The organism is Comamonas testosteroni ATCC 11996, assembly GCF_000241525.1.
Taxonomy (GTDB): Bacteria; Pseudomonadota; Gammaproteobacteria; order Burkholderiales; family Burkholderiaceae_C; genus Comamonas; species Comamonas testosteroni.
In genome coordinates this window covers 411,905-424,244 of sequence record NZ_AHIL01000043.1, presented here as the reverse complement: position 1 = coordinate 424,244, position 12,340 = coordinate 411,905, and the positions used below count along the sequence as shown (strand labels likewise).

General features: G+C 61.8%; 12 protein-coding genes and 1 tRNA gene. 4 read left to right on the top strand and 9 right to left on the bottom strand.

Annotated elements, in window-relative coordinates:
- Nucleotides 1-112: 112 nt before the first annotated feature.
- Nucleotides 113-844, bottom strand: a complete 732-nt coding sequence (gene ompR / locus CTATCC11996_RS20335) for an osmolarity response regulator transcription factor OmpR (RefSeq protein ID WP_003055820.1) — start codon at nucleotides 842-844, stop codon at nucleotides 113-115.
- A gap of 313 nt (nucleotides 845-1,157) precedes the next feature.
- On the opposite strand from ompR, the gene CTATCC11996_RS20330 reads away from it, so the two are divergent.
- Nucleotides 1,158-1,907, top strand: a complete 750-nt coding sequence (locus CTATCC11996_RS20330; protein WP_003079829.1) for an SIMPL domain-containing protein — start codon at nucleotides 1,158-1,160, stop codon at nucleotides 1,905-1,907.
- A 145-nt stretch (nucleotides 1,908-2,052) separates the two neighbouring features.
- Here the strand turns inward: CTATCC11996_RS20330 and CTATCC11996_RS20325 are convergent, their stop codons facing one another.
- The gene (locus CTATCC11996_RS20325) at nucleotides 2,053-2,835 is read right to left on the bottom strand and encodes a 3-hydroxybutyrate dehydrogenase (protein WP_003079827.1); all 783 of its coding nucleotides are present in this window, start codon (nucleotides 2,833-2,835) and stop codon (nucleotides 2,053-2,055) included.
- Between the two features lie 76 nt (nucleotides 2,836-2,911).
- Between CTATCC11996_RS20325 and CTATCC11996_RS20320 the strand changes: the two genes are divergently transcribed.
- The 3 genes from CTATCC11996_RS20320 (at nucleotide 2,912) to CTATCC11996_RS20310 (ending at nucleotide 6,338) form a co-directional block, all read left to right on the top strand.
- Nucleotides 2,912-3,928, top strand: coding sequence for an alpha/beta fold hydrolase (locus CTATCC11996_RS20320; RefSeq protein ID WP_172590542.1), 1,017 nt, complete (start codon nucleotides 2,912-2,914; stop codon nucleotides 3,926-3,928).
- Nucleotides 3,925-6,156 carry a RelA/SpoT family protein gene (locus CTATCC11996_RS20315; protein ID WP_003079822.1) on the top strand — a complete coding sequence of 744 codons (2,232 nt, stop codon included), beginning with the start codon at nucleotides 3,925-3,927 and terminating at the stop codon, nucleotides 6,154-6,156. Before CTATCC11996_RS20320 ends, CTATCC11996_RS20315 begins: the two co-directional genes overlap by 4 nt.
- A 105-nt stretch (nucleotides 6,157-6,261) precedes the next feature.
- Nucleotides 6,262-6,338, top strand: a tRNA-Val gene (locus CTATCC11996_RS20310).
- Between the two features lie 329 nt (nucleotides 6,339-6,667).
- Here CTATCC11996_RS20310 and ccmI read toward each other — a convergent pair.
- From ccmI to ccmC, 7 genes are read right to left on the bottom strand one after another with little or no spacing between them, the layout of a single operon-like run.
- Complete coding sequence (gene ccmI / locus CTATCC11996_RS20305; RefSeq protein WP_003079820.1) at nucleotides 6,668-7,939, bottom strand: c-type cytochrome biogenesis protein CcmI; 1,272 nt, start codon at nucleotides 7,937-7,939, stop codon at nucleotides 6,668-6,670.
- Complete coding sequence (locus CTATCC11996_RS20300; RefSeq protein ID WP_003079818.1) at nucleotides 7,936-8,409, bottom strand: cytochrome c-type biogenesis protein; 474 nt, start codon at nucleotides 8,407-8,409, stop codon at nucleotides 7,936-7,938. Before CTATCC11996_RS20300 ends, ccmI begins: the two co-directional genes overlap by 4 nt.
- Complete coding sequence (locus CTATCC11996_RS20295) at nucleotides 8,406-8,924, bottom strand: DsbE family thiol:disulfide interchange protein (RefSeq protein ID WP_003079816.1); 519 nt, start codon at nucleotides 8,922-8,924, stop codon at nucleotides 8,406-8,408. Before CTATCC11996_RS20295 ends, CTATCC11996_RS20300 begins: the two co-directional genes overlap by 4 nt.
- The gene (locus CTATCC11996_RS20290; RefSeq protein WP_003079814.1) at nucleotides 8,924-10,930 is read right to left on the bottom strand and encodes a heme lyase CcmF/NrfE family subunit; all 2,007 of its coding nucleotides are present in this window, start codon (nucleotides 10,928-10,930) and stop codon (nucleotides 8,924-8,926) included. The genes CTATCC11996_RS20295 and CTATCC11996_RS20290 overlap by 1 nt, the downstream gene beginning before the upstream one ends.
- Nucleotides 10,927-11,439, bottom strand: a complete 513-nt coding sequence (ccmE, locus tag CTATCC11996_RS20285; RefSeq protein ID WP_003079813.1) for a cytochrome c maturation protein CcmE — start codon at nucleotides 11,437-11,439, stop codon at nucleotides 10,927-10,929. The genes CTATCC11996_RS20290 and ccmE overlap by 4 nt, the downstream gene beginning before the upstream one ends.
- Entirely contained in the window at nucleotides 11,436-11,579 is a 144-nt protein-coding gene (gene ccmD / locus CTATCC11996_RS20280) for a heme exporter protein CcmD (RefSeq protein WP_003079811.1), read from the bottom strand. The genes ccmE and ccmD overlap by 4 nt, the downstream gene beginning before the upstream one ends.
- Nucleotides 11,579-12,340, bottom strand: coding sequence for a heme ABC transporter permease CcmC (gene ccmC, locus CTATCC11996_RS20275; protein ID WP_199406934.1), 762 nt, complete (start codon nucleotides 12,338-12,340; stop codon nucleotides 11,579-11,581). Before ccmC ends, ccmD begins: the two co-directional genes overlap by 1 nt.

The following is a 12,340-nucleotide window of genomic DNA, read 5'->3' as shown; positions in this document are numbered from 1 at the left end:
TGTCTATCTACTGGTGGTTGTTGAAAGAGCTTGACTTATGGGCCTTATGGGCCGGTACCCAAGCGCAACAAGCCGCGCAGCGGGCGGCTTGTTGCAATGGAGGCGGGCAGAATCAGTTCATGCCATCGGGTACGAACACATAGCCCACGCCCCAGACGGTCTGGATATAGCGCGGTGCGGCAGCGTCTTCCTCGATCAGCTTGCGCAGGCGGGAAACCTGCACGTCCAGGCTGCGGTCAAACGGCTCAAATTCGCGGCCACGGGCCAGCAGGGCCAGTTTTTCGCGCGACAGAGGCTGGCGCGGGTGGCGCACCAGGGCCTTGAGCATGGCGAATTCGCCCGTGGTGAGTGGCAACTCCTCGCCATTCTTTTGCAGCACGCGAGTGCCCAGGTCGAAGGTGAATGGGCCAAAGGTCACCACCTCGTTGTCGCCCGAAGGAGCGCCCGGTGCTTCCTGAGGAGGGCGGCGGCGCAGCACTGCATGGATGCGGGCCAGCAACTCGCGCGGGTTGAAGGGCTTGCCCAGATAGTCGTCGGCACCCACTTCCAGGCCCACGATGCGGTCCACATCCTCGCCCTTGGCGGTCAGCATGATGATGGGGGTGCGGTCGTTGGCAGAGCGCAGGCGGCGGCAGATGGACAGGCCATCCTCGCCGGGCATCATCAGATCCAGCACGATCAGGTCGACAGTCTCGCGCAGCAGGATGCGGTTGAGCGCCTTGCCGTCCTCGGCAATCATGATCTCGAAGCCTTCCTGCGTCAGATAGCGGCGCAGTAGGTCGCGGATGCGTGCATCGTCATCCACCACGAGGATCTTGTCAGTACGGTTGTTCGTCGTTGCCATGATCGTCCTTGTCGATTTATTTGTAACTGGCCCATTGTTATCGCTGGATCAGAAAAAACCAGCAAAACAAGGTCAAATCTTGCTGCTTGTTACGATTGTTGCGTTTATTAATGGAACAATAAATGTTTCATGAGGAACTTTTTTAGAGCATTTTGCACTATTGTTTCAGTGTTTGTTCTGTTGGTGTGTCGAATGTGGAGTATTCGTACATAAAGTCACACTCTGGGCTGACATGCTGCGCTGCAGCGACTTTGCGCAATGGTGAAATGCATATGTATCTGCATGGCCTGATTTACTTACAAGGGTGAACCGCATGAATCAATTTTCCAAGTCTTCCTCTTCCTCTCGCTGCGCGGCTGCCGCACTTGTGCTGGCTGCGGCCTGTGCTGGCGGCAATGTATGGGCCCAGGGCGCCGCGCGTGACATGCAAAGACCTGCCAATGTGGTGCAGCTGTCGGCTCAGGGAACCGTGGAGGTCAAGCAGGACTGGATGACGGCAACCCTGTCTGCCAGCAAGGATGGTCGCGATGCTGCGTCCGTTCAGTCCCAGTTGCAAAAGATCGTGGAGTCCGCCATGACCACGTTGCGTAACGATGCCCAAGGTCGGCAGATGGAGTTGAGCACCGGTAATTTCTCCATCTCGCCGCGTTATGGCAACAACGGCAAGATCGAAGGCTGGCAGGGCCAGGCTGAGATCGTGCTGCAGGGGCGCGACTTTGTTCGCATCACCCAGGCTGCGGCCAAGGTGCAGGACATGACGCTGGCCAGCATGAGCTTCGGCCTCTCACGCGAAGCACGGGAAAAGGTGGAGGGCGAAGCCCAGGCCAAGGCGATCGAGAGCTTCCGCCAGCGTGCTGCTGCCATCTCCAAGAGCTTCGGTTTTGCGGGCTACAGCCTGCGCGAGGTCAATGTGAGCAGCAGCGGCGGTGGCGGGCATCCCATGCCGCGCCCTCGCATGATGAGCATGGCCAAGGCCAGCTATGCCGATGCTGCGCCTGTGCCGGTGGAGGCGGATCGCACCGAGGTGACGGTCAGCGTCGGTGGCTCGATTCAGATGCAGTGACCGGATCCGCGTGGCTCGTATAAAAAAAGGAGCAGCTTGCGCTGCTCCTTTTTGATTTTCATCATGATTTGATGCTGAATGTGGCTACTGGAAGGCGCTAGATGCTATCTAATTAATAGACGCATTCGCCGGAGCCGAGCGGCTTTTATTGTGCGGCCCAGCCGCCGTCCATGTTCCATGCCACGCCGCGCACATTGTTGGCAGCGGCCGAGCAGAAGAAGACGGCCAGCTCGCCCAGCTCTTCGGGCGTGGTGAACTGCATCGAAGGCTCTTTCTCGCCCAGCAACTGTTTGGTGGCGTCTTCATTGCTGATGCCTTGGGCGGCAGCCTTCGCATCCACCTGCTTTTGTACCAGCGGCGTCAGCACCCAGCCGGGGCAGATGGCGTTGCAGGTCACGCCAGTGGTGGCGTTTTCCAGCGCCGTCACCTTGGTCAGGCCGACGATGCCGTGCTTGGCGGCGACATAGGCCGATTTTTCGGCCGAGCCGACCAGGCCGTGCACCGAGGCCACATTGATGATGCGGCCCCAGTTGGCCTGCTGCATGGCTGGCAGGGCCAGGCGCGTGGTGTGGAAGGCGCTGCTTAGGTTGATGGCGAGGATGGCATCCCACTTCTCCACGGGGAAGTCCTGCACCTTGGCCACATGCTGGATGCCGGCGTTGTTGACCAGGATGTCGACGCGGCCGAATTCGGCAGCGGCGTATTTCATCATGGCTTCAATGTCGGCGGTCTTGCTCATGTCCGCACCGTGGTAGCCCACTTCGATGCCGGCCGCTTTGCCTGCATCAAGCACTTGGGCGCGTGGTGCTTCGACATCGCCAAAGCCGTTGAGCACGATATTGGCGCCCTGGCGTGCGAGAGCGATTGCGATACCTAGGCCGATTCCGCTGGTCGATCCCGTCACGAGAGCGGTTTTGCCTTTCAACATGGACATACAAGGTCTCCGAATGAATTACGATGCGACGACAGCCATTATCGGCCCCGGTCCTGAAAACGCGTTCTCCATGAATCAACCTACGCTGAATTACGTATCGTGTCCCGGAGCCTCTGCAACGGCTCCCACCTGGGCCAGTGCTCAGCGCCGCTGGCAGGTCGAGGCTCAGCCCGAGGGCACCCATCGAATGGCGTACTGGGAATGGAACCATACCGGCAATCCAAGACATCCTCATGTCATCGTCTGCGTGCATGGCCTCTCGCGCCAGGGGCGAGACTTTGATGTGCTGGCAACCGAGCTCAGCCGCTTTGCTCGCGTGATCTGCCCCGATGTGGTGGGGCGCGGCGAAAGCGACTGGCTGGCCGACCCCATGGGCTATCAGCTGCCGCTGTATGCGGCAGATATGCTTGCGCTGCTGGCCCAGCTGCATGCTCAGGCACCGATTGAAACCCTGGACTGGGTGGGCACCAGCATGGGCGGTCTGATCGGGATGGGGGTCGTGGGGCAGCCCGGTCTGCCGCTGCCGGTGCCTGTTCGGCGGCTGGTGCTCAACGACGTAGGTCCGGCGATTGAATGGGAGTCGCTGGAACGCATCGGCTCCTATGTCGGCAAAGGCTTGCAGTTTCCCAACTTTGAGAGCGCTGCTGCTGCCATGCGCTTGATTTCCGAGGGATTCGGCCCACATAGCGATGAGCAGTGGAGCCGGCTCTCGCAAGCCATGATCAAGCCAGATCCCCAAGGGGGCGTGGTGTTGCATTACGACCCCCGTATTGCAGTGCCCATGGCTCAGATGACGCGCGAGACCGCCCAGGTTGGTGAGGCCTTGCTCTGGCAGCTTTACGACCAGATCAAGGCACAGGTCTTGCTTATCAGAGGGGCCGAGTCCGATCTGCTTTCGAGCCGTACCGCCAAGGCCATGACCGAGCGTGGGCCCAGAGCGCATTGCACGGAACTGGAAGGTGTGGGACATGCTCCGACGCTGGTAGTGCCAGGGCAAGTGGCGTTGATACAAAAGTTTTTACAAGGGGATAAGGGTCTGCCTGCGAGCATCAGTCTTGCGCAGCAGGCCCAAGAGGAAGCTGCATGAAGACCAGCGATACCGTAACCACAGTCTCTGACGCCGCACCCAAGCTCACGGAGCCTACGCCGCATCTGATTACCGCCACATCCGAGGTTTTGCCTGACCAAGTCAATGCGCTGGCGCGCGCGCGTGCCTTTGCAGAGCCGCTGATTGCCGGCGAAGTCATGGAGACCGGTGAAAACACCCTGACCCACGCCGACGCCGTGGCCGCCATCCTCAAGAAGATTGGGGGCTCGGAAACCATGCAGGCGGCCATTTATCTGGTGCACGCCAGCGTGCACCTGAACAAGCCGCAGGAAGTGATTGCCAAGGCGTTTGGCGATAATTTTGCGACCCTGGCCGTCGAAACCATCAAGCTCATCCGCGTGCAGCAGCAGGCGCGAGAGGCCGAGTTGAGCAGCCAGCATGTCGATGGCGTGGCCACGCAGACCGAGAACGTGCGCAAGATGCTGCTGGGCTTCTCGCGCGATCTGCGGGTAGTGCTGCTGCGCCTGGCGTCGCGTTTGCAGACGCTGCGCTACTACGCGGCCGAGAAGAGCCCGGTTTCACCCAGCATCGCGCGCGAAGCGCTGTATGTCTTTGCGCCGCTGGCCAACCGTCTGGGCATCTGGCAGATCAAGTGGGAGCTCGAAGATCTGGCTTTCCGTTTTCTGGAGCCCGATACCTATCGCCAGATTGCTCGTCTTCTCGACGAAAAGCGGGTCGAGCGCGAAGCCTATATGGAGCAGATGCGCGCGCGCCTCGAGGCCGACTTGCGCGCCCACAGCATCAGCGCCTCCGTTCAAGGGCGTCCCAAGCATATCTACAGCATCGTCAAGAAGATGCGCGGCAAGTCGCTGAGCTTTGACCAGTTGTTCGATATTCGTGCCATGCGCGTCATCGTGCCTACGGTCAAGGACTGCTATGCAGCCCTTTCCTGGGTGCATGAGCAATTCACGCCGCTGGAAAAGGAGTTCGACGACTACATCGCCAAACCCAAGCCCAACGGCTATCAGTCGCTGCACACGGTGGTGCGCGATGAAACCGGCCGCACCATAGAGATCCAGATCCGTACCCAGGCCATGCACGACCATGCCGAGCATGGCGTGGCCGCGCACTGGGCCTACAAGGAAGCTGGTACCAAAGGTTATGCGGGCGTGTCTGCGTCCAGCGAATATGACGCCAAGATCGCCGTGCTGCGCCAGTTGCTGGCCTGGGGCAGCGACCTGACGGGCTCGGCACAGCGTGGCTTGTTCGAAGACCGCATCTATGTGCTGACTCCCGATGCGGCCGTGATCGAGCTGCCGCAAGGGGCCACGCCGGTGGACTTTGCCTACTCGGTGCACACCAGCCTGGGCCATCGCTGCCGTGGCGCGCGTGTGGACGGAGCCATGGTGCCGCTGAACACCGCTCTGGAAAGCGGCCAGACGGTAGAAATCAACACAGCCAAGGAAGACCGGCCCTCCCGCGACTGGCTCAATGCCGAGCTGGGTTATCTGGTCAGCAACCGTGCCAAGGCCAAGGTGCGCGCCTGGTTCAATGCCCAGGCCACGCACGAAACCGTCTCGCGCGGGCGCGAGGCCGTTGAAAAGCTGCTGCAGCGCGAGGGCAAGACGGCGATCAAGCTCGAAGAGCTGGCTGCACAGCTGGGCTTCAAGTCTGCCGATGCACTGTTTGAAGTCGTGGGCAAGGACGAGTATTCACTGCGCAATATCGAAGTAGTGCTGCGTCCCAGTGAAGAAACGCCAGAGGAAGACGCGTTCACGCCGGTGCGCAAGGCGCGTGGCCATGATTCTTCGCGCGGCGGGGTGCTGGTGGTGGGCGTTGATTCGCTCATGACGCAGCTGGCCAAATGCTGCAAGCCGGCTCCTCCGGACGAGATTGGCGGCTTTGTGACTCGTGGCAAGGGCGTGAGCGTGCACCGCTGCGATTGCTCCAATTTCCGCGAGATGATGGCCAAGAGCCCTGAGCGTGTCATCGAGGTCGACTGGGGCACCCCCAAGCATGTGGACAAGGGCGGACCGGTTTACCCTGTGGACGTTGCGGTGGAGGCGGCCGACCGTCAAGGCTTGCTGCGCGATATCTCGGACGTGTTTGCACGCGAGAAGACCAATGTCATCGGGGTGCAGACCCAGTCCGTCAAGGGGACGGCGTGGATGACGTTCACGGTGGAAGTGGCGGATTCGGGTCGCCTCAACAAGGTACTTGGCATCGTCGCCAGCGTCTCCGGCGTTCGCTCTGCCAGAAGGCGCTGATGTAAGTCCCAATTGCGCCTGACAGTGCTCGATGACAAGAAAATGTTAGCTCTCAAAAAATGAGTGAAAAACCCGTGCTACAATTGCTTCATCGAACAGAACAACAGGCGCGTAGCTCAGCTGGTTAGAGCACCACCTTGACATGGTGGGGGTCGTTGGTTCGAGTCCAATCGCGCCTACCAAACGTGCAGACGAAACCAGAGTTTGCAGCAAAAATGCCCGCTGAAAAGCGGGCATTTTTGTTTTGTCGGTATGAAGTCGTTCGCGGAGAACGGCATTCAAGCAGACATTTTTTCGCACCTGTCGGTTGATTTCTGCCTGTGTTCAGATCACGCATCCCGATCATCGTCCAGAGCGCAGTAGTGGTTCAGGATTGAGCCGCCCCTCGCTCCATGGCTGCTCTTGACTCCGTCTTCCGATTTGCTGTCACTTCACATGACGGCGCAATGCCTTCCCGGAGGTGCCAAAACACACGTTGTCTGCCTGACTGGCTGCAGTTCAGACACGCTTGCTAGAAAGCCGGATTCAATTCCAGCAGCAAGTTCGAGGAGCCGGGAGTCACCGAGAACGACTGACTGTAGATATCTCCTGCTCGTGGCATGGCCTGGCCGTCCAGCGACAGCCGCGCCTGCAAACGTAGCTCCGGGAATGACGACATCGAAACTGCGGGATCGAGCAGGTTCTCCGGTCCCAGCGTGAAATGTGCCGGCAGGGAGGTCGCAGGCAGGCGCAGCACAGCCACAGGCCGGGGGTGACCGTCGGCGCGAGCCACGACAAAGACCTGAGCCTTGGCCAACCGGGCTGGTTCTGATGGATTGGCCTTGGAGGCTGTCCATCGCAATTCTCCGCTCAGGCGGCTTTTGGAGACAGCCGCAGTCCTGGCAGTGCTAGTCGAACTGTCTTCAGACACCAAAGCCTCCAGCTTGAGCAGATCATCTTGCACTCGCAGTGCCATGTCCGATCCTGGCTCCAACTGGCGCAGCAGGGCTTGCCAGTTCTTTTGTGCCTCATCCAGCTTGCCGTGGCGCGCGGCGGCACTCCCTGCAAGTGCCAGGGCCTTGGGTTGATCGGGCTGCAACATCAGTGCCTGCTTTATGGCCTTGCCGGCTTCGCCATCCAGATCACCGCCCTGCGCCGATGCCAGCGCGTCGGCCAGATCGGCCCATAACCTCGCCTGGACTTCCTCATCCATCGCGCTACGCCGCGCCTCCTGCAAAGCCCGCCGGTACGCTTGGGCCGCAGCGTCAAAGAGCTCCAGAGTTTCATAGGAGCGGGCCAGCATCACCCAGCCAGGCAGGTTCTGGGGTTGCTCTTCAAGGCGCCGGGCCAGCCCGTCCACCATGGCCTGCACCTGTGTATCGCCCGCACCGTCTCCGTGCACGCCGGGTTGCTCCTGCGCCAGTTGCGCTGCAGCCTTGGGGTCGCCCACCTGCAGGTACAAAGCGAACGCGGCAACAGGAAGCAGCACCGCCAACAACAGTGCGCTGCCACGGCGCAGCCATGGACTTTGGCGCCAGGCAACCGATGTCCGTGGTCTGTCCAGTTCGCTGAGCAGACGCCGCTGAAGTTCTTCGACCGCTTGAGCATGGTCGGTCTCGCTCAGGCGCCCGCCTGAGCGCTCCAGCTTCAACTCGGCCAACTGGGTCTGGTAGAGGCGGCGCAGAGCTTCATCAGGATCGCCGGCGGGCAATGGGACCTCGGCCAGCAGAGGCGGCAGCAGTACCGCCAGGCTCAGCATCATCAGGACTATGGCACCCAGCCACAACCAGTGCATGGCGCTCATTGGCGTTCCTCCTTCGAGGTCGTATCCAGCCATTGACGTGCACGGTCGCGTTGCTGCGGCGTGAGTTGCTCGTCCGGCATGCTCCTGTGGCGCAGTGTGCGCCGCAGCAGGACAAAGCCGCCCAGCGCGGCAAGGAACGGGCTGCTCCACAGCAACCAGGTCGATGGCTTCCAAGGCGGGTTGTAGCGCACAAAGGAGCCATAGCGCTGCTCGAAGAAGTTGATCACCTGCTCATTGCTATGGCCCTGCTCGAGCTGGCTGCGGATCTCGCGGCGCATGTCCTCGGCCATGGGGGCACGCGATTCGGCCACGGTCTGGTTCTGGCAGACGACACAGCGAAGCTGAGCGGCCAGCGCCATTTCACGATCCAGCAGTTCCTGGTCCCGAGCGGTCTGCCCAGCCTGGGCCAGCATTGCCATGCAGGCCAGCAAGGCCGCTATGCCGGCTGCACCGGTGCTTCGCGGTTTCATTGGAGACTCCTGATGACTGGCAGCAGCCGATCGCGCCATATTTCTGCGGTTACCGGGCCCACATGGCGATAGCGCACGCGGCCCTGGCCGTCAATGACAAAGGTTTCCGGCACTCCCTGGATGCCGAAGTCCATGCCCACGCGGCCATCGCCGTCGATGGCTGAGGCTCGGTAGGGGTTGCCCGCCACTCGCAGCAGCGCGCGAGCCTTGTCCGGCTGATCCTTGTAGTTCAGGCCGTAGACGGCGACCGCGTCGCGCTTCGAGAGTTCGGCCAATACGGGTAGCTCCTGTCGGCAGGGTGCGCACCATGAGGCCCAGACATTGAGCAACCATGCCCGGCCTCGCAGGTCCTGCAGTTGGAGGATTTGCTGCGGGTCTTCGAGCAGAGGGCGGTCTATGGCCGGTGCGGGCTGCTCCAGCAGCGCCGAAGGCAGGGCCCGTGGGTCACGCTGAAGGCCAAGCCCGAGCATGACGGCCAGGCCTAAAAATATTGCCAGGGGCAGGACAAAGCGCATCAGGCAGCTCCTTGCAGGGCCGGAGCGCCGGACTGGCGGTGCGCTCGCTGCTTGGCTGTACGAAAGCGCCGGTCCATGAGGCTCAGTCCTGCGCCCAGCGCCATCATCAGTGTGCCTATCCAGACCCAGTCCATGAAAGGCTTGACCTGTAGGCGCACGGTCCAGCGCAGGCCTTGATCGTCCAGTGGATCGCCCAAGGCCACGAAAACGTCGCGTGTCCAGCCGCTGTCAATGGCGGCCTGGCTCAGCGCCATGCCCTGGGCACGGTAAACCCGCTTCTCGGGAAACATGCTCCAGCTGTCCAGCCCCGCTCGACTGACGGTGAATTGGGCACGCTGCGCGTCATAGTTGGGGCCGGCGGCTGGACCAAGGCTGTCGAAGCGGAAGCGGTAGCCACCCGCCTCGGCAGTTTCACCCTGAGCCAGCGTGGTTTCGTGCCGGCTCTCCAGCCCGTCGGCCAGGCTTACCGCTAGCACGAACACGCCCGCACCGGCATGGGCCATCAGCATGCCCCACCAGCCCCAGGGCTGGCGCGACAGGCGCTGACCCAGATGGCCGATTTCCAGGCCTTGCCCCAGACGCTGCCAGATATGGGCCAGTGTGCTGAGCAGGCACCACAGGCCCAGGGCCAGGCCCAGCAAGGTGGCCGGGGAAAGGCGCACCCCCATCCAGCCGCCTGCCAGTGCCAGCACCGCCGCGCAGGCAAGGCTCAGCACGAGGGCTACGCGAAGGCGCCGCCACAGCTCGCCAACCAGGCTGCTCTTCCAGCGCGCCACCGTGCCCACGCCCATCAGTGCCAGTGCCGGCAGTACCAAGGGTAAAAAGACGGCCTGGAAGTACGGCGGCCCAACGGAGATCTTCTCACCGCTCAGCACATCGAGCACCAGCGGGTACAGCGTACCTATGAGCACCGCCAGCGCAGCAGCGGTGAAGAGCACGTTGTTGATCAGCAAGAAAGTTTCGCGCGAGAGCATGGCAAATTCCCCGGAGCCGCGACCTAGCTCCGGTGCGCGCCAGGCGAACAGCCACAGTGAGGCACCCACCACGGCCACGATGAAGCACAGGATGAAGAGCCCCCGACCTGGGTCTACGGCAAAGGCATGAACCGAGGTGAGTACGCCTGAGCGCACGAGAAAGGTACCCAGCAGGCTCAGTGAAAAGGCGCAGATGGCCAGCAGGGCGGACCAGCTGCGGAAGGCGCCGCGCTGGTCGGTCACTATCAGCGAATGCAGCAGGGCCGTTCCCACCAGCCAGGGCATGAAAGAGGCGTTTTCCACCGGATCCCAGAACCACCAGCCGCCCCAGCCCAGCACGTAGTAAGCCCAGGCGCTGCCCAGCAGAATGCCCAGCGTCAGAAAGCCCCAGGCCGCCAGCGTCCAGGAGCGAGACCAGCGTGCCCAGGCAGCACCCAACTCGCCCGAGATCAGTGCCGCCAGCGCGAACGCAAAAGGCACGGCAAAGCCCACATAGCCCATGTACAGCAGCGGCGGATGCAGCACCATGCCGGGGTCTTGCAGCAAGGGATTGAGGTCCTTGCCTTCGGCAGCTGCGGGGATCAGGCGCGTAAACGGATTGGAGAGAAACAGCAGGAACAGCAGCAGGCCTACACTGATCCAGCCCAGCACGGCGAGCACGCGCGCCACGAAGGCCGGCGGCAGGTCTCGGCTGCGCCAGGCCACCGCCAGGGTCCAGCCAGAGAGCATGAGCTGCCACAGCAGCATGGAGCCTTCATGCCCACCCCAGAAAGCTGCCAGCTTGTAGGCCATGGGCAGGTCGCTGTGCGAATTGGCCGCCACATACAGCACCGAGAAGTCTTCGCGCAAGAAGCACCAGAACAGGCTGGCCGAGGACAGCACGCACAATGCGCATAGCAAAAAGGCTGCAGGCCGGGCCAGCTTTACCCAACCCGCCACTCCCCAGTGGGCACCGGCCAGTGGTAGCACCGCCAGCAGTACTGCCGTGACCAGGGCCAGTACCAGAGCGAACACACCGAGTTCAGCGATCATGTGCGGCCTCCGCTGGAGACGGTGCCGGGCCTGTCCTGGCCGGTTTCCTTGACAGTGTCATCCCCGGCAGATTTTTCTGGCGGCTTGCCGGCGGCGTTTTTCAATGCATGGGCCGCTTCGGGCGGCATATAGTTCTCGTCGTGCTTGGCCAGCACCTCGGAGGCATGGAAGGCTCCGTCCGCCTGCATACGGCCCGATACCACCACACCTTTGCCCTCGCGGAATAGGTCGGGCAGCAATCCCCGATACTGCACAGGCACACTGCGCACTTCATCGGTCACTGCAAAGCGCAGCAGCATTCCGTCGCCGCTGCGCTGCAGTGAGCCAGGCTCCACCAGGCCACCCAGGCGAAAGGCTGCACCATGCGGAACCTCGCCCGCGTGAACCTGGCTGGGGCTGTAGAAGAACATCACATTGGAGTTGAGTGCTCGCAGCACCAGTGCGACGGCTACGGTCACCAGCGCAAGTCCTGCCAACACCCACAGTAGGCGACGCTGGCGCGGCTTCATGGGTTCTCCCAGGTTGCGAGTCCGGATGAGGCTTCAGCCTTCAGCCGACGGCTGCGCACATAAATGCTGACCAACTCGATACCCAGAGCCATCGCGCTCACACCGTAGGCCAGAGCAATGAAAAAAGCATGATCATGCATTACAGACTCTCCTCGCGGGCTCGCTCCAGAATCAGGCAACGTGCTCGTACTAGTGCAACGGCCAGCGTATAGGCCCAGCAAGCCAGCGCCATCAGAAGCATGCCGGCCAGCATGGTGTGCGTCATGCTGGGAGCTGTATCCATGCGAATGCTTGCGCCCTGATGCAAGGTGCTCCACCACTGAACCGAGAAATAGATGATGGGAACATTGACCACGCCAGCAAGCAGCACGATGGCGCCAGCGCCATCGGCCCGACGCGAATCTTCTATGGCCGAGACCATGGCCATATAGCCCAGATACAGGAACAGCAGGATCAGCTCCGACGTCAGACGGGCATCCCATACCCACCAGGCTCCCCAGGTCGGCTTACCCCAGGCAGCCCCGGTCCACAGGGCGATGGCCGTGAACAACGCACCCGTAGGTGCCAGTGCCCTTGCCAGCAGGGGTGAAAGACGGGTGCCGTAAATCAACCCCAGGGCAGCATGGAGCGCTGCCACCAGGTAGATGAACATGGACATCCAGGCAGCCGGCACATGCAAAAAGATGATGCGGTAGACCTCGCCCTGTTGGTGATCCGTAGGTGCCAGTCCAAATCCGACCCATAGACCCGCGGCAGCCAACACGGCAGCCAGCACAGCCATCCAGGGCCAGACTCGGCCCGCCCAGTGGTAAAAAATCGGGGGCGAGGTCAGTTGGCGCCATTTGCGGCCGCTGGACCCTGCTGCAGGCGTCGGTGATGCATTGGAAGTAAGGGAACTCAT